Below are 24,958 nucleotides of genomic sequence, written 5' to 3'. Positions count from 1 at the left end.
AGGCGGTTTTTGTTTTACTGTTGCGCATGAGACTTTGCCTCGAATGCTGCCGCCGCTTCTGCAAACGTCTGCATGGCGCTGCTGTAGCCGATTTGGAACGAGTGCTCGGCAACGGACGTAACCAGCCCTTCCAGAATTTCAGATAGGATCTCGTTCTGCGCTTCGCTCAAATACGGTCGAATAAGCGCCTCTGCCTGACGATTGCTTACATTTACGGCATCCTTAAACTTCTCCTGACTCTGCTTGATCTCGTCAGCGGTCTGAAATACATCTTTTAAAAAGCTCATTTTGATTTCCTTTTTCATTTTTATAATCGTATTTTCCAGCTTTCCCACGGCGGGGTACGGAGCAACTTCTGGGTCCCACATATTATGCAGCACCTCCGGGGTGTTATTGACCTTCTGCGCATCGAGCCATTCCATCAGCCTTTTGTAACGCATCTGATGAACAGTTCCGGCTCGCCCTCCTCATTCAGAATAGGCCTGATCTGCAGCGTTGTACCGTCGTCCAGATTGTACAGCAGCCCCTTGTGCAGCGGAGCATCGTAAAAGCAGGGCAGGATACACATCACCGTGTCAGCCGTTTTTCCAGCCAGAATGCTGTTGAGTGCCGCCTCTGCGTACTGTTCCTCTTCACGGTTCTCGGTCAGAACATTCGCATCATTGAAGTAAAGTCCAATCATGTCAGTTCTCCTCGCATTATGCACATTTGTTGTTTCGGTCGTTCTTCAGAGCCGGGGTCAAAGGCTTGTCCGCCGAGCAGATGGACTGCAGCAGCCCCCGTACCTCGCTCTCCAACCGCTGGAGTTCGGTACGCACCTGCTCCCATTCCTTCAGCTCCCCGCTGGCGACTCCATCCCGGATCGTGCGCCTTACAGCCTCTGCCAGCGCCTCCTCCAGCCTTGTATGATAAGTACAAATATTGTACTCCACCCCGCCATCGGCCTTCGTATGCGCCTTTTTCAACGTATAACACACGCGGCTCGCATCCAGATAATAGTCGTTCCAAATTTTCAGCATCATCAACACCTCCGAATTAATTTTTTTGTTTATTTTGCCAGAGTCTATGTTCAGGTCCCCTTGTTGGCAGGGCGCTGCCCGGACGCTATGTCCTTAAGGACAACCAGACCTTCACTTTTGCTGCCTTGCCACTCCTGGCCGCTTCAGCAGTATCTTCCTATCCCGTCCCAAAGAACGGAACCAGATTTCTGTTCACGATGAACTCTTCCCTTCTTAAGAATTGTCAATGTTGGAAAGCCGCACAGGCATTCTAATTTTGTCAATATCATGTCGTGAGCATACCGCAATCAGGTACATTTGTCAAGACTTTTTGAGAAAAAATATTTATTTTGAGAATTTCACAATGTCTTAAATTCCAATTTTCAATTTTTTGCTCCTGCAATTGTTGACAGTTTTAGAATTCTATGATATTATATAAATACCTATTAGAAAGGAGTGTTTCAAAATGAGCGTCTGCCAGAACATTAAGGCCGTTGCGGAAGCTAGGGGGATTTCCATCAAAGAACTCAGCCGCAGGGTTGATATCCCCTATACCACTTTATATAACATGTTGAATCGCGACAGCGAACGGTTCGACCTCAATCTGCTGGAGCAAATCGCACAATCTCTGGACGTATCCGTTGGAATATTAATGGGCTCCGCTGTGCCCAGCATGACTGAGCTCTTAGGTGAGCATTATCCATCACGCAACGAATACCTTGCGCGCCATTCCTCCGATGATGGATTTACCAATCTGCAGAACACCGATGAAGACAACCCGTGCAATACCGAAAAGAACGACCATTTTCCGTTTGATCCAGGCGATAAAAGATACAACTCCCTGTGCGAATTCGACCAGCTAAACCCTCTTGGGCAGGAAGTCGCTGTACAGCTTCTGCTTTCCATAAGGGCTCATCAGTTTGAGGGTGATTTGCGGCGTGAGTTCATCTTCCTGCTGAAGCATTCCAACGACAAGGCTATCTTTCAACTGAATCAGGCGCTTATGAGTCTGTCCTGTTCAAGTAGCTTCAACGATAAGTATGCCACGCCAAGTTTTACCGAGCTTCTTAAAAGTCTGGATACCGACGTAGATTGATTCCACCCTCCATTTCTCTCTCCACAGAGCAATGGGGGTATTTTTATGCTCATCTACCAAAAAAGAGCAGTCCCACCACCCGGCGGAACTACTCTTGAAGTGTATGATTTAATTTTTACAGGTTCATCAAGGGGCTGGTCTGGGTGCCACGATCCACAATGTCCTTATCCTTGATGCCCAACAGGTAGCGCTGGGTGATCATGATATTGACATGCCCCATTAGGCGGGAGACACTATACAGGTCCAGACCGTTCTTCAGCTGCATCTGTGCGAAGGTATGGCGGCAGGTATGAGGACTGACCCGCACCGAGGACGAGATCCCCACCTCTTTTGCGGCATGCTTCAATATCCGTGCTACGGCCTCATCGGTCATGGGCTTGCCGTTTTTGCTGGGGAAGAGGTTCTTGTAGCGAGTAGGGTGCTCCTTCAGGTAACCATCCCGGAGTGTGCAATACTTGACGAGCTGCTTGGAGAGTGCGGGCGACTTGGGCACGACCCGTTCCTTGCTGCCCTTGCCGTGCTTTACCAAAATATAGTCCTGCTTGATATCCTCCGGCTCCATCAGGATCATTTCGTTGCAGCGCATCCCGGTATCAAACAGCAGCATGATGATGGTCTTGTTCCGCACGTCCAGAAAGTCCTTGCCGTCGTAGAACTGGATCATCCGCTTCATCTCAGTCGCTGTAAAGGTATCAATGATCGTCCGGGGCTGACGGAGGCACTTTACCTTTTTGGCCGGATTGTCCCGCTCCTCCAGATAGCCCTCATTGACCAGATAGTTGAACCATGTGCGCCACACCTTGAGCAGGTCGTTGATATAGCGGGACGTGCTGCCCGCGTCCTGCTTCTCCTTCATCAGGTCACGGATGTGACGGGGACGGACGTCTTCCAGCTCGGTGATCTGCTTCAGCTCCAAATATTCCAACAAAAACCGGGTCGCAGCCTTATAATTGCGCACAGAGCCTTTAGCCAGATGGCGGCATTCACAGTCATAGATAAATTCATCGCGGAGATCTTTCAAACACATAAAAAAACACCCTTTCCTTCATGGCGGACCACAAAAGAAAGGGTGAAAAATCGTTAGAAATGGTTGTCGTACCAAATCAGGCTTGTTCGTAGTTGAGCAAGACAAACTCCGGCCGACAAATCATCCAATTTTTAACGCAGCTGCGTGATTAGCAGTTCTCAGCGAAGTACTTAATGGTACGGACCATCTGAGAGGTGTAGGAGTTCTCGTTGTCGTACCAGGACACGACCTGAACCTGATAGGTGTCGTCGTCGATCTTAGCGACCATGGTCTGGGTAGCGTCGAACAGAGAGCCGTAACGCATGCCGATGACGTCAGAAGAGACGATCTGATCCTCGTTGTAGCCGAAGGACTCAGAGGAAGCAGCCTTCATTGCAGCGTTGATGGACTCCTTGGTGACGTCCTTGCCCTTGACGACAGCAACCAGGATGGTGGTGGAGCCGGTGGGAACAGGCACACGCTGAGCAGAGCCGATCAGCTTGCCGTTCAGCTCAGGGATGACCAGGCCGATGGCCTTGGCAGCACCGGTGCTGTTGGGGACGATGTTCTGTGCGCCAGCACGTGCACGGCGCAGGTCGCCCTTGCGCTGAGGACCATCCAGGATCATCTGGTCGCCGGTGTAAGCATGAACAGTGGTCATGATGCCGGAAACGATGGGATAGGTCTTGTTCAGGGTGTCGGCCATGGGAGCCAGGCAGTTGGTGGTGCAGGAAGCAGCGGAGATGACCTGATCCTCAGCGGACAGGGTCTTCTCGTTGACGGAGAAGACGATGGTCTTCAGGTCGTTGCCTGCGGGAGCAGAGATGACGACCTTCTTTGCGCCAGCCTGGATGTGAGCCATGCTCTTCTCCTTGCTGGTGTAGAAGCCGGTGCACTCCAGAACGACATCAACGTTCAGCTCGCCCCAGGGAGCATCCTTTGCGTCCTTAACAGCATAGATCTTGATCTCCTTGCCGTCGACGATGATGGAATCCTCGGTAGCCTCGACAGTGTGCTTGCCTTCGCCGATCTTGCCGCAGAAGGAACCCTGAGCAGTGTCGTACTTCAGCAGGTGAGCCAGCATCTTGGGGCTGGTCAGGTCGTTGATTGCGACGACCTCGTAACCCTCAGCATCAAACATCTGACGGAAAGCCAGACGGCCAATACGACCAAAACCATTGATAGCAACTCTAACAGCCATGTTAATAATACCTCCTAAATGTTCTTACCCTTTTCATCGGATAATCTCACGGTATCTTTATTGTAGTCCAAAACGCGAAAAGTTTCAAGTGTCTGCTAAAAAATTAACAACTCGTTTGTTCACTTTTTGGCTTTTGTATGATTTTTGCCCCTTATCTGGGCCGGTTTTCAGCAATTCAGCCAACAGAGTGCTGTCCTTTACTTCTTTCTGGCCGCAGGCCCTGCGGTGCGCACGGTGCAGAACACGCCCAGCGTCCCAAGGCAGGCCATGCCCAGACCAAAAAAGATGGAGGGCAGCGCCGTGAGGACGAACTGTGAGGGCATCGCCAGCGTCAGGGTCTGGGGCAGCTCCCAGCAGAAGCCGAGGACAAAGGCTGCCAGACCGGAAGTGCACAGGGCTTTTCCATCCGACGTTTCGGGCAGCCAGAGCGCCCGCACCAGACGGGACAGAAAGACGAGCATTCCCAGCAGCACCCAGACCTGCGCCGTGGGTGAAACGCGGTGCCAGCTGGAGCTGTTCTCCATGAAGCGGCTCAGAACGCACCAGTAGAACACCAGTGTGCCCCAGATGCCGGAGGCCATGCTCTTTGCGGGCGGCTGCCAGTCCTTCCGCAGCCAGCTCTTCGCCAGCCGGGCCAGCCACTGGCCACACAGAATTTCCAGTATCGCGCGAACAAACGAGCCTGCGCCAGTCATTCCAACGGCGAAGCGCAAAAATCCTGCGGCAGTAAAGAATGCCCCTGCCATCGCCGTGACGATGCCGGACGGTTTGCAGTGGTCCTGCAAGTTCTTCGGCTCACAGGCCAGTTTCCGGCCCGCAAACAGGCTCACCAGCACCGCGATGCCCAGCGCAGCATACCGCAGCCAGACCGAACCGGCGATGCACAGGCCGCTTTCCAGGTCGGTCCAAAAGCCCAGATCCAGGCCCCGGCCAAGGGCCAGTGCCGTTCCTACAACAAAAACAAGTGTGAGTAATGGATTCATCAGCGTTCCTCGATCGGTTTATATTTCTGGCGCACGCCCAGATACTTGTAGGCGGGCCGGATGATACGGTTGGCGAAGACGACCTCCTCCACGCGGTGGGCGCACCAGCCCGGCACACGGGCAATGGCAAACAGCGGGGTGTAGATGTCCTCGGAGATGCCCAGCATGTTGTAGATCAGCCCGCTGAACAGGTCCACGTTGGCGCAGACGGGCTTCGTGCTGCCCTTTTCCTCAGCGAAGATGCCGGGGGCCAGCCGCTCGATGCTGCACAGCATGTTGTACTCTTCCTCAAAGCCTTTCTCGTAGGCCAGGTGTCTGGCGCGGTTCTTCAGGATGACCTCGCGGGGGTCGCTCATGGTATAGACCGCGTGGCCCATGCCGTAGATGAGGCCGGAGCCGTCGCCCGCCTGCTTACGGAGGATGCGGCGGAGATACTCGCGGACCTCATCGTCATCGTCGGGGTGCTCGACATGCTTCAGGATATCCTGCAGCTGGCGGTTGACCATCAGGTTCGCACCGCCGTGCTTGGGGCCTTTCAGTGCGCCGATGGCCGCCGCGATGGCCGAATAGGTGTCGGTGCCCGAAGAGGACAGCACACGGGTGGTGAAGGTGGAGCAGTTGCCGCCGCCGTGGTCCGCGTGGACCAGCAGGCACATATCCAGCAGCTTGGCCTCCTCGTGGGTGAACTTCTGGTCCGGGCGGTAGGTGCTGAGGATGTGCTCCGCCGTGCTCTGGCCGGGCTTGGGCAGATGGAAGAACATGCTCTGCTTATCGTAATAGCGGCGCTTCATCTGGTAGGCGTTGACCATCATGGTGGGCATGCTTGCAATGAGGTTGATGCTCTGGTTCAGGATGTTCTCCAGGCTCAGGTCCTCGGCGTGCTCATCGTAGGAATACAGGCCCAACACACAGCGCTGCATCTTGTTCATCACGTTGGGCGAAGGCGCGTTCATGGTGTCCATAAAGCCATCGGGCAGTGCGCGGTGCTCGGCCAGCAGCGCACAGAAATCGTCCAGCTGGGTCTGGGTGGGCAGGCTGCCGAACAGCAGCAGCCAGATGACCTCCTCAAAGACGAAGCGGTCGTTGCGGTAGGCTTCTTCCACGATCTCCTCGATGTTGACACCGCGGTAGATCAGCTTGCCGGGGATGGGGATGACATGCCCCTCCTGGTCCTTTTTGTAGCCGACGACGTCGCACACGTTGGTCAGGCCTGCCAGCACACCGGTGCCATCCGGATTGCGCAGGCCGCGCTTGACCCCCAGCCGCTCGCTGGTCTCCGGGTCGATGTAGTTGTTGGCAATGTACTCTTCGCAGAGTGTCCGCATCGTCTGCGGGTCCAGCGTTGCCACTTCTGCATGTTGATAGTTCATGCGCAGATTCCCCTTTCTGTTTCGAATTTCTTATACCTTTCCCTGCCATCCGCGCTGATGGCACATGTCTATCATAGCGCTTTTGTGAAATAAATTCAAGAAGAAGATGAAATCTGCGCTTTTTCTCCGCGTGTTCCTGCTACACTGGCCCAAACGAAACTGCCTGTCCGGGAGGGGCTGCTATGAAACGTTCCTTTTTTCTGCTCTGTGCCGTGCTGTTCGTGCTGGGCAGTCTGCTGCCGCTGGCCGGATACCGGCTGGCCAAAACCGTGCTGGGGCCTTCGGCACCGGCATCGTCCGCCGCGGCCCCGGAACCGGAAACGCCCGATTCCGCCTCTCTGCCGCCCTCCGACCGGGACAGCGAGACCTTCCTCATCGCCGACCAGAGCGATGGCGCGGTCGTGTCGGTGCCCCGCCGGGACTACCTCATCGGGGCCGTAGCGGCGGAAATGCCCATCACCTGGCCGGACGAGGCGCTGAAAGCCCAGGCCATCGCGGCCCACAGCTACGTGCTCTACTGCCGGGACCACGCACAGGACCACGCCGCAGGCTGGCTCACCGCCGACCCGGCCCGGCGGCAGGGCTATCTGACCGATGCCGTTCTCCGCAGCTATTGGGGCACGGCCTATGAGGCCAACTACGCCCGGCTCTCGGCTCTGGTGGATTCGGTCCTGACGCAGGTGCTCTACTATGAGGATGCCCCCGCCGGGACCAGCTATTTCGCCATCTCCAACGGGCAGACCGAAGCCAGCGAGAACGTCTGGGGCACCGCCGTCCCCTATCTCATCCCGGTGGACAGCAGCACCGACCAGAACGCCGACAACTACATCTACACTGTCTCGTTCTCTGCCGCACAGCTGCAGCAGCTCCTGACCGGGCTGGGCCTCACGCCCGACCTCTCCGCGCCGGAGGGCTGGTTCGGGGATGCCTCCCTCACTCCCTCCGGCTACGTGGCCTCCCTGCCCGTCTGCGGCCAGACCGTGACCGGCCCGGCGCTGCGGAAGACGCTGGGCCTGCGGAGCGCCTGCTTCACGGTGCAGTATCAGAACGGCAGCTTTTTCTTCACCACCAGAGGTTACGGCCACGGGGTCGGGATGAGCCAGTGGGGAGCCAGAGCGCTGGCCGAGCAGGGGCAGACGGCTTCGCAGATCCTCGCCCACTACTTCCCCGGCACCCAGCTGCGGCAGTGAGCCGCGCCGACAAAAAACCGCCGTGTGCATCTGATCTGCACCCGGCGGTTTTTCGGTATTTTTTACTGGAACAGACTGTCCAGCCAGCTCAACACGCTGCTCTGGGTCGTCGTCTCCGTTGTGGGGGTCTGTTCCACCACGGTGGTCTCGGTGGCCGTCTCTGCAGCCGTCTCCTCGGCCACGACTGCGGCCTCCAGCTCTTCCAGACCGACGCCGTCGTCGTTGGCGTCGGAAGTGATGTACCAGTAGCAGGACGCCCCAGCGATCGAGATGCTGGCGCTGGACAGCGGCACGCGGCCCGCAGAGACGCCATTCGCCGGGTCTGAGCAGTAGAAGACGCCGTCTGTGTAGTCGGTCAGCAGCACCGCGTGGGGCTGGCTGCGGTCATATAAGACGATGCCCTCCGGGTGCTCCTGCAAGATCCGGATGAGGGCTTCGGTCTTGGCCGCCTTGCCGGAAGGAAGGGTGGCGTAGCCAACGTGCATCGCATTGTATGTAAAACTGTGGGACAGACCACCGGCCCACGCCGTGCTCTTGATGCTGTTCTCGGTCACATCGACCCAGCCGTCCAGACCATCGAGGTAAGCGCGGCGGCGCAGCATCATCGCGGCCGAAGCCAGTGTGCAGGTGCCGCCCCGGCTCTGCTTGAAGTAGAACCCAGCGTCAACGTTTAAGTCCACAGCCAGAGCCGCAGGCAGAAGCGTCATCATCAGCGCCAGCGTCATGAGCAGCGCCGACAGTTTTTTCCATGCGTGATGCGGTGCAGTTTCCACGTTGTTCCATCTCCCTTGAATCGCGTCGTTATTCACTGCCGTAAAGTATACCAGTTTGTTACTCTTTTGTAAACAGTTGCTCGGCTTTTTTCTCATATTTTACACGCTTTGGTCACAATTCAGGAGCAGATTGCACAAAAGGCGCTTTTGTCTGTTGTGGTTTTCGTACAAAAGTCTGTTGGTTCTTTCCGTTTTCTTTTTGTGCAGATTATGGTATACTTTCAAACAGGATCAACGAAACCGAAACTTTGCAGGAGCAGGTAGATATGAAAGCAACCATCGTCATCCCCAACATCAACGGCAAGGGCTGGCTCAGGGACTCCATCGAGTCCATCTATGCCCAGACCGAACAAGATTTTGAACTCATCGTCGTGGACAACGGCTCCACCGACGAAAGTCTGGAGCAGGCCCGCAGCTATTGCACCCGCCCGAACTTCACCCTCATCGAGAACGGCCGCAACACCGGCTTCTCCCATGCGGTCAATCAGGGCATCGCCCGCGCCAAGAGCGAGTTTGTGGTGCTCTTCAACAACGACGCCTTCGCCGAACCGCAGTGGCTGGCGGAGCTCATCCGCACCGCCGAGACCGACCCCCGGATCTTCGCCGTGCAGAGCCTGATGATCCGCCACTTCGACCGCGAACTGGCCGACGACGCCGGGGATTACGTCACCTGGATGGGCTTTGCCTGTAAGACCGGCGACGGCCGCCGGGCCAGCCGCTACACCAAAACGAAGCGCATCTTCTCGGCCTGCGGCGGCGCATCGCTCTACCGCAAGAGCATCCTGGACGAGATCGGCGGCTTCGACGAAAACTTTTTCGCCTATTTTGAGGACGTGGACCTCAGCTGGCGCGCCAACAATGCAGGCTATCAAAATGTGCTCTGCCCTGCGGCCAGATGCTACCACATCTGCGGCGCCAGCACCGGTGCCGTCAAGTACAACGCCTTCAAGAGCCAGCAGAGCGGCCGCAACAGCATCCTGCTCCCGCTCAAGAACGAGCCGCTGCTCATGCTCCTGCTCAACTTCATCCCGCTGGCGCTGGGCTATCTGCTCAAGTGCTACAAATTCCACAAGCAGGGCTTTGGTGAGGCCTGGGACAAAGGGATGCACGAGGCCTTTGCCCTGCTCCGCTCCGGCCAGCTCGGTAAGCGCCCCTTCCGCCTGAAAGACCTGCCCAACTACATCCTGATGGAACTGTGGATGATCTGGAACATGGTGCCGTATCTGTGGTATCGGCTGGTCATCGTCCGGTTCGACCTGAAATAATTTTGATACAAAAAAGCACCGGAACCTTCCGTTATAACACCCTCAAGCACATCGTCAGCAGTTTCCCGGTGGAGACAAACGTGTGAAGACGGGCCGGATGTGAGGGGATAAAAAGAAAAGCAGCCCAAAACCTTTCGATTTCGAGCTGCTTGCAATGCCGGTGGTGGGGGTCTCCCGCGCACTGAGCAACAGCCCGCAGGGCTGATTGCTCCCCTGCTGTGCAAAGGCAAAATTCACGCTTCAACAAATAATAATTTGAAATATCCACGATTTTTCGATGCGTTTTTCCTCTACTCTGTTTTTTCGGTTTGGACCGCCCAAATGGAAATTGGAGGGATGTTCAGGAGGGATGCAGGGCAAAACGCTCCTCTGCTTAGGCACAAAACGAAAGGAAAGTCAAGGATAATGAATCAAAATCAAGCAAAAGAGTATTATGAAAAATTATTTGTGAACTATCCTGATGTGCTGTCTGTAGAAGAAGCAACAACTTTACCAGAAATTCAACTGCGCCCGCTCGACGGATTATCATGGGCACAGTCTGTCGGTCAGCGATGTGATCATGCTGAATCAGGATGGGAAGATTTCGGCGCATTATGTGGACAGCATCGGCTTCAAGGAGCTGCCGGGGTTTCTGGATAAAAAGCCGGAACGCACCTCGGTTTTGCAAACGCTCAAAGAGAAGTGCGATGTCCCGGAGTGCAACCCTGCCGCCTGCCGGAAAGCGAGGGATGCCCATGAACTTTGACCATGAAGAACTGATGCTTTACAACACCGGCTCCCGGCTGGGGCTGATGCAGGAACTACGGCTCATGCAGTGCTACCTGATGCCGGATGAAACTGCGCTGCGGGAGCTGTCCGAGGGCGTTATCGAAAAGCTGAAGCTGCTGACCGATGCGCAGTTTGCGGAGGTTGAGTTTCCTATGGACTGATTTTTGCCGCCTGCGGGCGGCGTACATGGAATTTTCATTAAAGAAAAACAGCCGTTTCCGCTTAAATAAAGAGAAACAGCTGCCTTTTTCAAAAATTTGTTGTCACATGGAAATCCAGCCAAGAGTATTGGCCACTGAACTGATCAGAATGATGGCGGCAAAAACAGGGCAAAGATAGCGAATCATAAAGTTGAAAATCTTTTTGCGGCGGAACGGCTTACCGTCCATTGTGACTTCTTCTTCGATTTTTTCTACGCCGATGACACGGGATACCAGCACGCAGGTGGAAATGGCGGCGATGGGCATCATAACAGAGTTTGTCAGAAAATCGAAGAAGTCCAGAAACTGCATCCCGAACACCGTCACACCGGCCAGCGGGCCGTAGCCAAGCGCGGACAGACTGCCTAAGACAACCATGATAATACCAATGCAGGCGGTAGCCATCTGTCGGTTCCAGCCGAGTTCATCCTCAAAGGTGGAAACGGCACTCTCTGTCAAGGCAATGGAACTTGTAACAGCGGCAAAGAGAACCAACAGGAAGAACAGTACGCCTACAACGTGGCCGAACCCCATACTCTCAAATACTTTGGGGATGGTGATGAACATCAAAGAAGGGCCTGCCTGCAGGGTGTTCGGGTCACCGCCAGAGAAGGAAAATACAGCAGGTATGATCATCAGACCGGCCATGATTGCAATGGCAGTGTCAAAAATTTCAACATTTTCTGTGGATTCCTCAATGGAAACATCCTTTTTCATATAGGAGCCGAAGGTCACCAGAATGCCCATGGCAATGGACAGAGAGTAGAACATCTGCCCCATGGCGGTGACAACAGTCATCCATGAAAAGTTTGCAACGTTGGGAATCAGGAAATACTTGACTCCGGCCAATGCGCCCGGACGGGTGACCGAGTAAATCGCAATGACAACAGACAAAACCACCAAAACGGGCATCATCAGCTTAGACACTCGTTCCACGCCATTACGGACACCGGCAAAAATGATGGAAAGCGTGAAAACCGTAAAGATGAGAAAGCATACCTCAGCAGACAGGCCGCTGGAAATAAAGCCGGAGAAATAGCCATCCTGTGCTAACTCACTGCCGTGTCCACTGACATAGGCGGAAAGATAACGGATGACCCAGCCACCGATGACCGAATAGTACGGTACAATCAGAATGGGAATGATGGCATTGATCCATCCACCAAACTTCAGCTTACCGCTCTTGCCAAATGCTCCGAAAGCGCCGACCGGGCTCTTTTTGGTCATGCGGCCCAGCGCGGTTTCTGCCACGATCATGGTGTAACCAAAAGTAACGGCCAGCACAATGTACACCAGCAGAAAAATACCGCCGCCATATTTTGCGGCCAGATACGGGAAACGCCAGATGTTGCCAAGGCCCACGGATGCGCCGGCAGCAGAAAGAACAAAGCCGATCTTACCGGAAAAGGCGCTCCGTTTGGGATGCTGTGAATCCATAGTAACACACTCCTATTCTTTTTTCCTATCCAGAAACAGGATTAGTGTACCATATATCTTAAAGAGATACAATACATCTACCTGCGGGCAATCACAAAACGGTTGCCCGCTGTTTTTATGCTCAAAATCGGAAGGAGGCAGCAATGTCAAGCAAAACCGAAGAATATCTCGCCCTTGCCCAGCGCACGGCAAACGGTCTGACGCGGTACTGGGAAAGCTGGACGGACTATGGTGTATCACTTCCCTCTGTTTGCTGTTTCAAAACATTTTTCGACTTTTTTTCAAAAACGTCTTGGCAAGGATTTATTTCTATGGTAAACTTTTTATGAAAGTTCATAGGCAAACCCGGCGCAAGTCGGCGACGCAAAGCTATAGGGACCCACCGGGTCAGCCAGTTGCCAGTAAGAAATTGCTGTTTTCTGCTGTCCGTAAATATCGCTTTATGAAGTCAGATGACGCTTTCAGTCATGGGTTCGCCATGCCTTGAAAGCGTTTATTTATTTTCCAGCGGCAGAGTTATAAAAATGAAGGGGTCATGTTATGAATGTTACAAAGCGAGCCAGAACTTGCAGGGGTCTGGCAATTCTAATGACGATGCTTCTGCTGACGGCATTGCTGTCTCTTTCGGCAAGCGCAGCAGAAACAGTAAGCCAGCATGAGCGTGTGAGGGTTGGCTTTTTTGCAATGGACGGCTATCACATGATGGACGAGGACGGAAACCGCAGCGGTTATGGCTACGATTTTCTCCGCTTGATGGCGCGCTACTGGGATGTAGACTATGAATACGTCGGCTATGACAAAAGCTGGGAAGAAATGCAGCAGATGCTGATCGACGGCGAAATCGACATGGTAACTTCTGCCCGCAGAACGCCTGAGCGCGAAGAATTATTTGATTTTTCCCGTCCGATCGGAACCAACAATGGTATCCTGACTGTCCGCAGCGATAATAGCACCATCGTTGAGGGAAAGTATAGTACCTACGATGGGATGCGTGTTGCACTCCTGCGCGGAAACTCCCGGAACGATGAATTTGCGGAGTATGCACGAACCAAAGGCTTCACTTACAAATCGGTCTATTTCGATTCGGCTGAGGAGATAGCAGAGGCACTTCAGAATGGAACGGTTGATGCCATTGTCACCAGTTCCCTGCGCAAAATGAACAATGAGCGCATCCTTGAAAAATTCGCAGCAGTGATTTTTATGTGATCGTCAAAAAAGGAAACACTGAACTTCTGAATAAGATAAATTATGCGATTGATCAGATGAACGCTGCCGAAGGCAGCTGGAAAACGACCCTCTATAACAAAAACTACGAAACTACCGATACCAAAAATCTGGAGTACACGGAAGAAGAAAAGCGTATCATTGCCCAATATTCCAAGGAAAACCCCCTTCATGTTCTGTGCGACCCGACCCGGTATCCCTATTCCTATACAGAAAATGGCGAAGTAAAGGGCATTCTCCCGGACTATTTTCGGAAGATAGCAGACTATGCAGGACTCTCGTATGAGTTTCTTGTTCCTGCGACCAGAGATGAGTATATCGCATATCAAAGCAATAAGGATGCGGTAAACATCAGTATTGATGCACGATTGGATACGGATAATTACGCAGAGACCAAAGAATGGGGATTGACCGCTCCCTATATCACGATGCGAATGGCAAGAGTGACGCGGAGAGACTTTGATGGGAAGATCCATGTTGTCACCACAGTCAATCAGACCGCGTCCACATCGATCGAAGATGTGCTGGCACCCGGTGCGGAAAAACTGATGTGCAGTACCCGTCAGGAGATGATGGAAGCGGTCCGCGATGGCAAAGCGGATGCAGCCTTTGTCTACTATTACATGGCACAGGCATTCGTCAACAGCGACACAACAGGTACAATGACCTACATGCCGCTGGAACAACCCACATTCAGTTACCGCATGGTGGTTTCCTCTACGGAAAACCATGCGCTGGCAGGTATCCTGACAAAAGCAATGTACGCAATGCCGGATAATCTTGTGGAAGACCTTGCAACACAGTACACCACTTATAAAGCAACGAATCTGACACTTGCAGATATGATCCGTCTGCATCCGGTCACAGTTGTCGCCATCATCGTATTTATCTCGTGGATGGCGGTCACGCTGATCGTTATTTTGAACCGCTTGCAAACACGCAGAAAATTACAGCTTGCAGCCCAGCAGAAAGCGAAAGAAATGACTGCCCTTGCAGAGCAGGCGCAAGCAGCCAGCAAAGCCAAAAGCACATTCCTTTCCAATATGTCCCACGACATCCGCACCCCTATGAACGCCATCATCGGCTTTACAAATATTGCATTGCATCAGGATTCTGTGCCGGAAATGCACAACTGTCTGAAGAAGATCGAGGAAAGCTCGGATCATCTGCTGTCCCTGCTGAATGATGTGCTGGATCTGAGCCGCATCGAGAGCGGAAAGGTGGAGTTTTCCCCTGTTCCGGCGAATATCACCGCAGTTACAGACAGTGTGATCGAGATCGTGAAGGGGATGCTTCTGAACCGGGAACTGAACTTTGAAGTGCATCGTGAACCGCTGCAAAATCCCTATGTCATGACGGAACCCGTCCGTATCCGGGAAATTCTGGTCAATATCCTGAATAATGCCGTGAAATTTACCAAGGATGGCGGCACCATCCGTTTTGATGCAGGCAGCCGTCCGGGAGCCGATGCACAGCACATCGTAATTTGCTATCGGATCAAAGATACCGGCATCGGTATGAGCGAAGATTTCCAGAAAAAAATTTTTGACGAATTTGCGCAGGAAGAAAATGGCGTACGGACACAGTATAAGGGCACGGGTCTGGGAATGCCCATCTCAAAGAAGTATATTGAACTGATGGGCGGCACGATCACAGTAGACAGCCGGAAGGGCGTCGGTACGACCTTTACCGTAGAGATTCCCATGGAATTGACAAATGCTGAGAAAGTCGAAAAAACAAAGCCGCTTGTACAGCACAATGACCTGAAAGGGATCAAGGTGCTTCTGGCCGAAGATAATGATCTGAACGCCGAACTTGCCACGATTCTGTTGGAAGATTTGGGAATGACAGTAACGCGTGCAGCAGATGGGCAGGAAGTTGTTGATCTGTTCGCAGAGCATCCGGCGGGCACTTATGATATTATCCTGATGGACATTATGATGCCTAAAATGGATGGACATCAGGCGGCAAAGGCGATCCGAGCAATGTATGCTGACCGCTCGGATGCAGAAGAGATTCCCATCATCGCATTGTCGGCAAATGCTTTTTCGGAGGACGTTCAGGCATCTCTGGACGCAGGCATGAACGGTCATGTTTCCAAGCCTCTTAACATGGAAGAAGTAACCAAAGTTATTGAGCGTAACTTGAACAGGCCGTAACTCCAGCGGATTAACACCTACATATTTCCCCCAAGCGGGCGACCACAAAAAGGTTGCCCGCTATTTTTATACCCTAAAAACTAAAGAAGGAGGCCAAAATGTAGTACAAATCTTATGCGCAATTTTCGTATATGGGGTTAATTCTTTGCTTCCAAATGTAATGGGAGTGATGAAGTACATCGGAGCAGCTTATATCCTGTGGCTTGCGGCAGGGTAAAAGCGTTCCATAGAAAACAAGTGCTCTTTACGAAAAAAAAGCCTTGAAACGCTTTTGTTATAATGTTACAATATATACCATATAATAGTATATCTATATATTCAAAAAAGCTACTGACAGCAGAACGAGAATGATATTGCAAGCACCTTCCTGAAATCGGTGAAGTGAAAATAAAGCTAGAATGAGCCGTCTGGGGCGGAGAAAGATTGGATAAAATGAAAAACTCTGGAACGAGCGAAACCATGCAGACGCTGATGCGGAAAAGCGTCTGTGCAATGCTGTGCCTGCTGCTGTTGCTGTCAGCTGTGCTCCCTGTGAAGGCTGCCGCAGAAACCGCCCCTGTAAGGGTCGTCCGCGTTGGTTCGTTTGAGGACACCTTCAACTATTGCAACGAGAGGGGCGCAAGAAAGGGCTACGGCTACGAGTTGCTGGAAACACTATCCGGCTATACAGGCTGGCAGTTCGAATATGTGACCTGCGACTGGTCAGACTGCTTTGAAAAACTTGAAAACGGCGAAATCGACATCATGGGCGGTATTTCTTATACGGAGGATCGCGCTGAGGAGATGCTGTTTTCGGACGAACCGATGGGGGAGGAAAAATATTACCTCTACGCCGATCTCTCGCGCGCAGATATCTCCGCCCCCAACCTTAAAACGCTGGACGGCAAAAAGATCGGCGTTGTAATGGGAACGGAACCGGAAGTGATGCTGACCGAATGGGAGGAAAAACACGGCATAAAAACGCAGCACGTTAACATCTCCAACAACGAGGATGTGAAGCAAAAGCTGGCCAATCACGAGATCGACTGCTTTGTTTCGCTGGAAGAATCCTACTGGGCAGAGCTTGGCATCTCGACCATAACCCGCGTGGGAAAATCCAGCATCTACTATGTGTTCAACAAAGACCGTCCGGATCTCAAGGAAGAACTGGACAATGCGATGTACGCGTTGGACGAAGAGGCTCCTTTTTATACGGCGGATCTGTGTAAAAAGTATTTCTCGCTGGATTATAAGCCCATCCTTACGGGAGAGGAAAAGGCGTGGCTCAGAAAGCACGGTGCGATCCGGATGGGCTTTCTGACGAGTGATAGCGGCGTCAGCACCTATGACCCTGCCACCGGTGAGATTACCGGAACAATAACGGACTATATTCAGTTTGCCGCAGATTGTCTGGGAAATCAGGAGCTGGAATTTCAGTTGGTCGGTTATGACGACAAAGAGGCGGAACTCAATGCGCTGAAATCAGGCGAGATCGACATGATCTTCCATTTCGACCAGAGTCCCAATCTGGCTGAAGAATATCGCCTTGCCAGAACCAACACAACTTGGACCGCCAATATGATGGTGGTCACGAACCAACAGCTCTTTATCGAAAACCAAGTGAACCGCGTTGCCGTTCCCCAAAACAAGATCTCCCTAACAAGGTATATTGCGTTTTATTATCCGCAGTGGGAGATCGTGGACTGCGACACACAGGAGGATGCGGTAAAACTGGTCAAGGACGGACAGGCAGACTGTTTTATCATAGGGGTCGGCAGTGAGGCGAAATACAGCAAAAATCATGGTTTTTACAGCGTTCCGCTGCCAAACCCTGCCAATTCCTGCTTTGCGGTCAAGAGCGGAAACCGCAGCCTGCTGTCCATCCTGAACAAAACGATCAAGGCAATGCCAGCCAATATGCTTACCAGCTCTCTGGCGATGCATAAGAGCTCCGCGCGGAAGGTTACCCTGAGCGAGTTTATAAAGGATAACTTCTTTAGGGTTCTGCTGGTCAGCAGCATTGTGGTTGCAGCCATTCTGCTCACGATCCTGAAGCTGCTGCGGAAGGCGCGCAAAGCCGAAGTTGCTGCAAAGAAAGCCGCAAACGATACGCAGGAGCTGAATGCAAAATTGCAGGTCGCTGTGGAAAACGCCGAGAGCGCGAACCGTGCCAAATCCACCTTCCTGTTCAATATGTCTCATGATATCCGTACCCCCATGAACGCCATTATCGGTTACGCAGACCTTGCCTCCCGGCATCTGGACGACCCTGCAAAGCTGGAAAAATACATGGAGAACATTCAGGTGTGCGGACAGAACCTGCTGATGCTGCTGAACAATGTTCTGGATCTCGCCCGGATCGAGAACGATAAGACGGAGATGGAGTATTCTGTTTCGGATGTCGAGAAGGATTTCCGTAACTGCATTGCGATGTTCCAGAATCAGGCAGACAGCAAGGGGCAGACGCTTACGGTGACAACACATCTGCTGCATCCGTATGTCTATGTGGATATTCCGCACCTGACCGAGGTCTGTACGAACCTTGTCAGCAACGCGGTCAAATACACGGGAGCCGGCGGCACGATTTGCTGCGATATCACGCAGAAGCCCGGCGAAAAAGAGAACTGGTGCAATATGGTGATCACGGTTGCCGATAACGGCATCGGAATGTCGCAGGAGTTCCAGAAGCACATCTTTGAGCCCTTTGAACGGGAGCGCACCTCCACCGTCAGCAAGGTGGAAGGCAGCGGCATCGGGATGGGCATCGTGAAAAAGCTGGTCGGGCTGATGGGCGGCACCGTGGCAGTGGAGAGCAAAATCGGTGTTGGCTCCACGTTTACCGTCACCATTCCCTGCCGCATTGCGTCCGAGGATGAAACACAGGCGAAACGAGAAACAAACCCTTCGGATCAAAAGTGCCTGTGCGGTACAAGGATCCTGCTGACCGAGGACAACGACCTCAATGCGGAGATCGCCACCGAGCTGCTGCAGGAAGAAGGCTGTACGGTAGACCGCGCAAAAGACGGAGTGGAATGTGTGGATATGCTGGAAAAAGCTGCGAACGGAACGTATCAGTTGATCCTTATGGACATCCAGATGCCGGTGATGAACGGCTATGATGCGGCAAGAAAAATACGTGGGCTGGACGACCCCCAAAAAGCAAATATCCCCATCATCGCGATGACGGCAAATGCCTTTACCGAAGATAGACAGGCGGCACTGGATGCCGGAATGAACGACCATATCGCAAAGCCGATCAATATGAATGTTCTTGTGCCGACTTTGCGGAAATACCTTTGATGCGGACAGAAAGCTGTGCAGAAGGACGTTCTCAGACCGCAGCACACCGATAAACGAATACCGCCGGGGATTTTTCCCATTTTGGGAAGATGTCCTCGGCGGTATTTTTAGTTTATATAGCAGCGGTCCTGTTTTATAAGCCAATCTTCACACAGCCGCTGGGCTTCGTCCTTTGTGCAGCAGGTGCAGTTGAAAAGTTTGCCACGGATGGAACAGTAAGTGTAGTGTACCTTCGGGACTCCATTGGCATCTCGAAAATCAACGCAGCGTTCCTCACCGGGTAGCAGATAGATCGTATCCACGTTCAGCAGCTCCTTTTACCTTCGTTCATGTGCCAAGGGCACAACGTTTGCCATTGTACCATGTGCCGTCCCAAAAGACCATTGCTTTTTTGACCAAAGATACGCGCAAAAATTTTCCACTTTGAAATCACCCAACTGGCGTTGAATAAGCACAGATAGATTGTGTATAACAAAAATTGCGACAGGTATGCTATTGGTGTGTAACAAACACAATTAGAATGTGAGGTCGCTATGAATACGCTTTTGGGTCAACGAATACGAGAGCAGCGCAAAGAAAAAGGATGGACAATCGAGCAGTTTGCAGAACGGGTCGAGTTGTCAGCAAATTATGTTGGAGACTTAGAGCGCGGAGTAAAAATCCCTAAACTGGAAACCTTTATCCGAATCGTCGAGGTGCTGGACGTATCTGCCGATGTGCTGATCCGGGATTCCGTTCCATCCGCATCCCATGTGGCAGATGACGAACTGAGCAGAAAGTTGAGCCCGTATTGGCAGAATACGCTTCGATACATCACGTTTCCTCCTTTCAGGGGAATCAGGACTCACTCCGACCCTTCGAGCGCCATGGGCAATGCAGCGGCGCACAGCAGGCGCTTTTTTTAATCTTGGGTCAGCCCACATCGGCGGCAAGAGCCTGGTCGATGAGCTTTTGCAGCGTCTCCGACTGCTTCTTTTCCGTGATGGCGCCTACGATGGGGTCCCCCACGATATTGCCGTTGCGGTCAACCACATAGGTGGTGGGATAAGCAAAGATGTTGGTGGTAAACTTTCCCGCCTCACCGTCGGAGTCAAAATACACATTCTGATAGGTGGCGCCCTTCTTGGCAAGCACATCCTTCGCCTCGGAAATTGCCGCTTCATCGCCATCCAATGTGAAGGTGTTGACACCGATGAGTGCGCCGCCCTTTTTCGCAAGCTCCTTGTTCAGTGCGTCCAGCTCGGAAAGCTCGCCCACGCAAGGATTGCAGGTGGTGAACCAGAAATTCACCACGGTGACGGCGTTGGCGGAGAACAGCTCGTCGCTCTTCACCGTGTTGCCATCCAGGTCCTTGCCCTCAAAGACGGGGAATTTCTGCATGCTGCCGTCATCAGGCGGCGTGGTCATGTCGCTGCCTGCGGGCACGCTCATATCGCCGTCGATGGATTCCTGCATGATATCGGGGTACTTGTTTTCCAGCTCGGTCAGCTTGTTCTCGATATTGCTGATCTCCGTGGCCGACTCCTTCAGCATCTCATACTCTTCGTCGGTGAACTGGTCTTTGGCACCCTCGATGGTATCCAGCAGGAACTCGCCGTAATTTTTTCCGTCCTCCTGCAAGGTCATGCCCTTATCAGCTGCCATGAAAACCTTTTCCCAGAGCGCAGTGTTCTGCGAGAGAATCGTGTTCTCCTGTTCCATCAGCTTTTTGTGCAGGGCAAGCGCCTCCTCGGCGGTTTTCGGCTCGCCGGTCATGGCGGAGCTGTCTCCGCTCATATCCGCCTGCTTGTCGTTGCCCTTTGCGCCGCAGGCTGCAAGGGAGAGCAGCATCATCGCGCACAGCATCAGAGCCAGTATCTTCTTTGCGTTCATATTCGTTTCTCCTTAAGCTTTGTTGTTGTTTTCTCGCAGTGTCGCTGCGTTTTCTTTCTCTTTTCCATCGCCGAAGCCGTAGCGGAAGCACACGGCGTTCGTCGGGCAGGCACGGATACACATCCCGCAGCGGATGCACTCGGTATGGTTGGGCGTTTTCGTCACATCCACGTCCATCTTGCAGGCTCTGGCGCATTTCCCGCAGGAGACGCACTTACTCTTGTCCACCTTCATCTGGAAAAGGGACACCCGGTTGAACAGGGCGTAGAACGCGCCCAGCGGGCATAGCCACTTGCAGAAGGGACGGTAGAATACCACGCTCAGCACGATCACCGCCAACAAGATACCGAATTTCCATGTAAACAGGCTGCCCAGCGCCGCCCGGATGCCGGAATTGGCAAGGGACAGCGGGATGGCCCCCTCCAGCACGCCCTGGGGACAGAGGTATTTGCAGAAGAAGGGGTCGCCCATGCCTACATCGTTTACCAGGAACGCCGGCAGCAGGAAAACCATCACCAGCAGGACAGCGTATTTCAGGTATGTCAGCGGCTTCAGCCTCTTTGTGGAAAGCTTCTTCGTGGGGATTTTGTGCAGCAGTTCCTGAAACCAGCCGAAAGGGCATAGAAAGCCGCAGATAAAGCGTCCCAGCAGGACTCCCAGCAAAATGAGAAAGCCTGTGATATAATAGGAGAAGCTGAACTTGGAAGACCCCACCACCGCCTGAAACGCCCCGATGGGACAGGCTCCGGAGGCCGCCGGACAGGAGTAGCAGTTCAGCCCCGGCACGCAGACGGTCTTCCCCGCCCCCTGATACAGTCCGCCCTTGAGAAAGTTCGGCAGATGCAGGTTGGTCAGCAGCGTCGCCCCCGCCTGAATCCAGCCCCGGAAGCGGGACATGGTCTGTGAAACGCCTGAAAACTTTTTACCCAATGCCCACACACTCCAGACATAATTTGATCGCTTTACTCAGCACTGTCGCCACCTCGCCTCGCCAGACACCGTAGCACAGCATGGCGGCTCCGGCCATCAGCAGCGCAATCTGCGCCGCTGCCTTTTTCCCGCAGCTCATTTTTCATCACCCTTTCCGATTTTGTGCCCCCATCATAGCACGGGAGAGTTAAAGTCTCTGTTAAGAACGAAAACTTAACGCAAACCTTATCTATTTCTGCTATAATGAAAGCAACACAAAAAACGAAGAAATATAAAGGAGGGCTCTCATGCACCTTTTAGTAATTGAAGATGAACGCGCCCTGTGCGAGACCATCGTCCGCAGCCTGCGGCGGCTGGCCTACAGCGTGGACTACTGCTATGACGGAGAAGAGGCGCTGGCGCTTCTGGGCGTGGAACGATACGACCTGGTGCTTCTTGATCTGAATCTGCCGAAAAAGAACGGCATGACGGTGCTGCGCACCCTGCGGCAGACCGACCGGGAGACGCGGGTGCTGATCCTCTCCGCCCGCAGCGAAGTGGAGGACAAGGTGCAGGGGCTGGATGCCGGGGCGAACGACTATCTGGCGAAGCCTTTTCATCTTGCCGAGCTGGAGGCCCGCATCCGCAGCCTGACATTGCGGCAGTTCACCCAGCAGGATGTGCTGCTAAGCTGCGGAGCTTTAACCTTTGACACCCGCTCCCGTACCGCCGCCGTCAACGGGCAGACGCTGACGCTGACCCGGAAGGAAACGGGGATCCTGGAATACCTGATGGTGCATCAGGGGCGGCCCGTGAGTCAGGAGGAGTTGATGGAGCATGTTTGGGACAACAGCGTGGACAGCTTCAGCAATTCCATTCGCGTCCACATCTCCGCCCTGCGCAAAAAGCTCCGCGCCGTGCTGGGCTATGACCCCATCCGCAACCGCATCGGCGAGGGCTATCTGATGGGAGGCGAGGAAGCATGAAGCGCCTTTCTTTGCAGTGGCGCATCACGCTGATGACCGTCCTGCTCATCGGCATCACCTGCGTGGCCATGAATTTACTGCTGTGCTCCTCCGGTGTGTACTATATGGACACCATTGCGGACAGCTTACAGGGCGGCGGCACGGTGATCCTGAATGATGGCGGAGCGGCGAGCTTTGACCCGCAGCTCATAGCGCCCAACGAGGAGTTGACCATCGTCGTCGATGGGGTGCAGGGGCGCTTCCGCACCACCAACTGGTACATCACGGCGGCGGTAACGCTGCTCAGCGGCATCCTCGCCTATTTCGTCAGCGGACACGCTCTCAAGCCCCTGCGTAGCTTTGCCTCGCAGGTGGAGCAGGTGCAGCTGAACAATCTTGCCGATATGAGGATCGATGAAGACGCTATTTCGGAGTTCCGGCAGCTGAGCCGCTCGTTCAACCAGATGCTGGAGCGGCTGAACAACGCCTTTTCCGCCCAGCGGCAGTTCACCGGCAACGCCGCCCACGAGCTGCGCACGCCACTGGCACTAATGCAGGCACAGTTGGAGCTGTTTTCCGCGGAGCATCCTGATATGCGACCGGAGACGGCGGAGTTCCTCACGCTTTTGCGTGAGCAGACGGAACGGCTGATACAGATGACCAAGACACTGCTGGAGATGAGCAATCTGCGGCAGGTGGCGCGGAACGAGCGGATCCAGCTCGCTCCCATGATCGAGGAGATCTTCACAGATCTTGCGCCGCTCTCAGATAAGCTCGGCGTCACGCTGACGGCGGAGGGCGACGGCATTATGACCGGCAGCGATGCACTGATCTACCGGCTGATCTTCAACCTGACGGAGAATGCTGTCAAGTACAACCGGCAGGGCGGCTCGGTACGGGTTTCTGTCACTCAGGAGTTGGAAAAGCTTCTGCTCCGCGTCTCCGACACCGGCTGCGGCATCCCGGAGGAGTATCAGCGCAGTATCTTCCAGCCCTTCTTCCGGGTGGACAAGTCTCGCAGCCGGGAATACGGTGGCGCAGGACTGGGGCTCTCACTGGTATGGGAGATCGCCGACCTCCACGGCGGCTCCGTTTGGGTGGAGGAAAGCTCGGAGAAGGGCACTACCATTGCGGTGGAGCTGCCGGCAGGGGCGAAAAACGATTCCTCCAGCGCGGATATCCCATAATAGTCCTCGGCGGTTTCATGATGATCGTTTTTCAACCTCCACAATGTTATCGCAGCAGCTCTCGATCAGCTCCCTGTCCTGGGTGATCACGAGAATGGTTCTGCCGCTCCGCACCTCGCTTTCAGCCTTTCTGCGATCAGGCGCATAATTCTGCCCGTCAAGACCGCTGGGTGACTCATCAAGAATCAGTATCCTTCCTTTGAAGCATTCTCCAAAGCTGTTGCTGATTATATCGACTATTACAATAACAGCAGGATCCAAGCGAAAACAAAATGGATGCCTCCCTCTAAATTCAAGGAAGCATCCATGATGGAAGCTTAATTATTCATTTTTGAACTAGTGTCCAGAAAACCGGGTACATATCACCTGTATGTAGTCTGCCTTTTGCCTGATGCGAAAGCCCGCAGACACGCGGGGCTTACAGCACCAGCGAGGGCGCGGTGTAGACCCGTGCCTTCAGCTCGCTGTTTAGCATATACAGCCCCTTGCTGTCACCGCCGAACAGATCCATCTTGGTAATGAGGTCAGCGGCGTTCTTCTCCTCCTCGCCCTGTTCCTTGATGAACCAGTCCAGCATCTGCATGGTGCGGAAGTCCCTGACCTCGTATGCGGCGGCGTAGATGGTATTGATGCTGGCGGTGACCAGCATCTCGTGTTCCAGTGCTTTTTTCAGCGGGGCCATGTGGTCGCCTCGTTCCCACTCCGGCTTTGCGATAGCCTCAAAGGTGACGTCCTCGCCGTTATTCTGCAAATACTGATAAAACAGCATGGCGTGATCCCGTTCCTCCTGCGCCTGTACCCGGTACCAGTTCTCAAAGCCGTCCAGTCCGACGGCGGCGTAGTAGTTGGCAAAGTCCAGATACAGATAGGCGGAGTAGAACTCCTTATTGATCTGCTCGTTGAGCAGAAGAGATACGTTAGCGTTCATGATACTTCTCCTCCATAAGATTGTCTTTTCCTGCTCCCGGAATGGGGGCAGATATACCGTACCCAGAGCGATGCTGGGATGCTCCCTTTTCATCTCCAGGGACACCTGCTCCGCCTTGGGATGCTGCTGCAGCTCCGTTGCGGCGGTC

28 protein-coding genes and 1 riboswitch are annotated in these 24,958 nt (G+C 53.6%); of the genes, 14 read left to right on the top strand and 14 right to left on the bottom strand.

Annotation, left to right across the window (positions count from 1 at the left end):
• Positions 1-14: 14 nt before the first annotated feature.
• From I5P96_RS04650 to I5P96_RS04640, 3 genes are read right to left on the bottom strand one after another with little or no spacing between them, the layout of a single operon-like run.
• Entirely contained in the window at positions 15-422 is a 408-nt protein-coding gene (locus I5P96_RS04650) for a hypothetical protein (protein ID WP_223383371.1), read from the bottom strand.
• Positions 422-682, bottom strand: coding sequence for a hypothetical protein (locus I5P96_RS04645; protein ID WP_223383369.1), 261 nt, complete (start codon positions 680-682; stop codon positions 422-424). The genes I5P96_RS04650 and I5P96_RS04645 overlap by 1 nt, the downstream gene beginning before the upstream one ends.
• A gap of 16 nt (positions 683-698) precedes the next feature.
• On the bottom strand, positions 699-1,022 hold the full coding sequence (locus I5P96_RS04640; RefSeq protein WP_223383367.1) for a hypothetical protein: 324 nt from the start codon (positions 1,020-1,022) through the stop codon (positions 699-701).
• 442 nt (positions 1,023-1,464) lie between these two features.
• Between I5P96_RS04640 and I5P96_RS04635 the strand changes: the two genes are divergently transcribed.
• Entirely contained in the window at positions 1,465-2,094 is a 630-nt protein-coding gene (locus I5P96_RS04635) for a helix-turn-helix domain-containing protein (protein WP_223383366.1), read from the top strand.
• A gap of 115 nt (positions 2,095-2,209) precedes the next feature.
• On the opposite strand, the gene I5P96_RS04630 is transcribed toward I5P96_RS04635, so the two are convergent.
• The 4 genes from I5P96_RS04630 to I5P96_RS04615 all read right to left on the bottom strand — a co-directional run bounded on the left by I5P96_RS04630 (position 2,210) and on the right by I5P96_RS04615 (position 6,654).
• On the bottom strand, positions 2,210-3,121 hold the full coding sequence (locus I5P96_RS04630; RefSeq protein WP_223383364.1) for a tyrosine-type recombinase/integrase: 912 nt from the start codon (positions 3,119-3,121) through the stop codon (positions 2,210-2,212).
• A gap of 148 nt (positions 3,122-3,269) precedes the next feature.
• The gene (gene gap / locus I5P96_RS04625) at positions 3,270-4,301 is read right to left on the bottom strand and encodes a type I glyceraldehyde-3-phosphate dehydrogenase (protein WP_097791882.1); all 1,032 of its coding nucleotides are present in this window, start codon (positions 4,299-4,301) and stop codon (positions 3,270-3,272) included.
• A gap of 197 nt (positions 4,302-4,498) precedes the next feature.
• A complete protein-coding gene (locus tag I5P96_RS04620; RefSeq protein WP_223383360.1) occupies positions 4,499-5,284 on the bottom strand; it encodes a hypothetical protein in 786 nt (261 codons plus the stop codon).
• Positions 5,284-6,654, bottom strand: coding sequence for a citrate synthase (locus I5P96_RS04615; RefSeq protein WP_223383358.1), 1,371 nt, complete (start codon positions 6,652-6,654; stop codon positions 5,284-5,286). The genes I5P96_RS04620 and I5P96_RS04615 overlap by 1 nt, the downstream gene beginning before the upstream one ends.
• Before the next feature lie 182 nt (positions 6,655-6,836).
• Between I5P96_RS04615 and I5P96_RS04610 the strand changes: the two genes are divergently transcribed.
• Complete coding sequence (locus I5P96_RS04610) at positions 6,837-7,844, top strand: SpoIID/LytB domain-containing protein (protein ID WP_223383356.1); 1,008 nt, start codon at positions 6,837-6,839, stop codon at positions 7,842-7,844.
• A gap of 62 nt (positions 7,845-7,906) precedes the next feature.
• Here I5P96_RS04610 and I5P96_RS04605 read toward each other — a convergent pair whose 3' ends face one another.
• Positions 7,907-8,617 (bottom strand): hypothetical protein, encoded by a 711-nt coding sequence (locus I5P96_RS04605; protein ID WP_223383354.1) that lies wholly within the window; start codon positions 8,615-8,617, stop codon positions 7,907-7,909.
• 266 nt (positions 8,618-8,883) lie between these two features.
• Between I5P96_RS04605 and I5P96_RS04600 the strand changes: the two genes are divergently transcribed.
• The 4 genes from I5P96_RS04600 to I5P96_RS04590 all read left to right on the top strand — a co-directional run bounded on the left by I5P96_RS04600 (position 8,884) and on the right by I5P96_RS04590 (position 10,811).
• Positions 8,884-9,882, top strand: a complete 999-nt coding sequence (locus I5P96_RS04600; protein ID WP_207686189.1) for a glycosyltransferase family 2 protein — start codon at positions 8,884-8,886, stop codon at positions 9,880-9,882.
• Between the two features lie 405 nt (positions 9,883-10,287).
• Positions 10,288-10,521 (top strand): hypothetical protein, encoded by a 234-nt coding sequence (locus I5P96_RS14185; RefSeq protein WP_263286890.1) that lies wholly within the window; start codon positions 10,288-10,290, stop codon positions 10,519-10,521.
• Positions 10,421-10,627, top strand: a complete 207-nt coding sequence (locus tag I5P96_RS04595; RefSeq protein ID WP_263286931.1) for a YodL domain-containing protein — start codon at positions 10,421-10,423, stop codon at positions 10,625-10,627. Before I5P96_RS14185 ends, I5P96_RS04595 begins: the two co-directional genes overlap by 101 nt.
• Complete coding sequence (locus tag I5P96_RS04590) at positions 10,617-10,811, top strand: transposon-transfer assisting family protein (RefSeq protein ID WP_223383727.1); 195 nt, start codon at positions 10,617-10,619, stop codon at positions 10,809-10,811. The genes I5P96_RS04595 and I5P96_RS04590 overlap by 11 nt, the downstream gene beginning before the upstream one ends.
• 102 nt (positions 10,812-10,913) lie before the next feature.
• Here the strand turns inward: I5P96_RS04590 and I5P96_RS04585 are convergent, their stop codons facing one another.
• A complete protein-coding gene (locus I5P96_RS04585) occupies positions 10,914-12,287 on the bottom strand; it encodes a sodium-dependent transporter (protein ID WP_223383352.1) in 1,374 nt (457 codons plus the stop codon).
• 143 nt (positions 12,288-12,430) lie between these two features.
• Between I5P96_RS04585 and I5P96_RS04580 the strand changes: the two genes are divergently transcribed.
• The 4 genes from I5P96_RS04580 to I5P96_RS04565 all read left to right on the top strand — a co-directional run bounded on the left by I5P96_RS04580 (position 12,431) and on the right by I5P96_RS04565 (position 18,949).
• Positions 12,431-12,616: a hypothetical protein gene (locus tag I5P96_RS04580; RefSeq protein WP_223383350.1), complete on the top strand. Its 186-nt coding sequence runs from the start codon at positions 12,431-12,433 to the stop codon at positions 12,614-12,616.
• Positions 12,616-12,690: riboswitch (cyclic di-GMP riboswitch) on the top strand. (Overlaps the previous gene by 1 nt.)
• 185 nt (positions 12,691-12,875) lie before the next feature.
• Positions 12,876-13,493 (top strand): substrate-binding periplasmic protein, encoded by a 618-nt coding sequence (locus tag I5P96_RS04575; protein WP_223383349.1) that lies wholly within the window; start codon positions 12,876-12,878, stop codon positions 13,491-13,493.
• On the top strand, positions 13,490-15,670 hold the full coding sequence (locus tag I5P96_RS04570; RefSeq protein WP_223383347.1) for an ATP-binding protein: 2,181 nt from the start codon (positions 13,490-13,492) through the stop codon (positions 15,668-15,670). The genes I5P96_RS04575 and I5P96_RS04570 overlap by 4 nt, the downstream gene beginning before the upstream one ends.
• Positions 15,671-16,102: 432 nt before the next feature.
• The gene (locus I5P96_RS04565) at positions 16,103-18,949 is read left to right on the top strand and encodes an ATP-binding protein (protein ID WP_223383346.1); all 2,847 of its coding nucleotides are present in this window, start codon (positions 16,103-16,105) and stop codon (positions 18,947-18,949) included.
• A 107-nt stretch (positions 18,950-19,056) separates the two neighbouring features.
• Here the strand turns inward: I5P96_RS04565 and I5P96_RS04560 are convergent, their stop codons facing one another.
• Positions 19,057-19,251: a DUF3873 family protein gene (locus I5P96_RS04560; protein ID WP_044959886.1), complete on the bottom strand. Its 195-nt coding sequence runs from the start codon at positions 19,249-19,251 to the stop codon at positions 19,057-19,059.
• 231 nt (positions 19,252-19,482) lie between these two features.
• Between I5P96_RS04560 and I5P96_RS04555 the strand changes: the two genes are divergently transcribed.
• Positions 19,483-19,854 (top strand): helix-turn-helix domain-containing protein, encoded by a 372-nt coding sequence (locus I5P96_RS04555; protein WP_223383345.1) that lies wholly within the window; start codon positions 19,483-19,485, stop codon positions 19,852-19,854.
• Positions 19,855-19,861: 7 nt separating this feature from the next.
• Here I5P96_RS04555 and I5P96_RS04550 read toward each other — a convergent pair whose 3' ends face one another.
• Genes I5P96_RS04550 through I5P96_RS04540 form a run of 3 tightly spaced genes read right to left on the bottom strand, consistent with a single transcriptional unit; the run spans position 19,862 to position 21,890 of the window.
• Entirely contained in the window at positions 19,862-20,821 is a 960-nt protein-coding gene (locus I5P96_RS04550) for a TlpA disulfide reductase family protein (RefSeq protein ID WP_223383340.1), read from the bottom strand.
• Between the two features lie 12 nt (positions 20,822-20,833).
• Complete coding sequence (locus I5P96_RS04545) at positions 20,834-21,718, bottom strand: 4Fe-4S binding protein (RefSeq protein ID WP_223383726.1); 885 nt, start codon at positions 21,716-21,718, stop codon at positions 20,834-20,836.
• 25 nt (positions 21,719-21,743) lie between these two features.
• Complete coding sequence (locus I5P96_RS04540) at positions 21,744-21,890, bottom strand: CD1871A family CXXC motif-containing protein (RefSeq protein WP_223383338.1); 147 nt, start codon at positions 21,888-21,890, stop codon at positions 21,744-21,746.
• 148 nt (positions 21,891-22,038) lie between these two features.
• Here I5P96_RS04540 and I5P96_RS04535 point away from each other — a divergent pair, with 148 nt between their 5' ends.
• The 3 genes from I5P96_RS04535 to I5P96_RS14265 all read left to right on the top strand — a co-directional run bounded on the left by I5P96_RS04535 (position 22,039) and on the right by I5P96_RS14265 (position 24,203).
• Complete coding sequence (locus tag I5P96_RS04535) at positions 22,039-22,716, top strand: response regulator transcription factor (RefSeq protein WP_223383337.1); 678 nt, start codon at positions 22,039-22,041, stop codon at positions 22,714-22,716.
• A complete protein-coding gene (locus tag I5P96_RS04530) occupies positions 22,713-23,882 on the top strand; it encodes a sensor histidine kinase (RefSeq protein ID WP_223383336.1) in 1,170 nt (389 codons plus the stop codon). The genes I5P96_RS04535 and I5P96_RS04530 overlap by 4 nt, the downstream gene beginning before the upstream one ends.
• Before the next feature lie 177 nt (positions 23,883-24,059).
• A complete protein-coding gene (locus I5P96_RS14265; RefSeq protein ID WP_223383725.1) occupies positions 24,060-24,203 on the top strand; it encodes an IS3 family transposase in 144 nt (47 codons plus the stop codon).
• Between the two features lie 97 nt (positions 24,204-24,300).
• Here the strand turns inward: I5P96_RS14265 and I5P96_RS04520 are convergent, their stop codons facing one another.
• Positions 24,301-24,810: a ferritin gene (locus I5P96_RS04520; RefSeq protein ID WP_263291089.1), complete on the bottom strand. Its 510-nt coding sequence runs from the start codon at positions 24,808-24,810 to the stop codon at positions 24,301-24,303.
• Between the last annotated feature and the right edge of the window lie 148 nt (positions 24,811-24,958).

The sequence above is a fragment of the Faecalibacterium prausnitzii genome, from assembly GCF_019967995.1.
GTDB lineage: Bacteria > Bacillota > Clostridia > Oscillospirales > Ruminococcaceae > Faecalibacterium > Faecalibacterium prausnitzii_E.
This window is presented reverse-complemented; position numbering and strand designations above follow the sequence as displayed.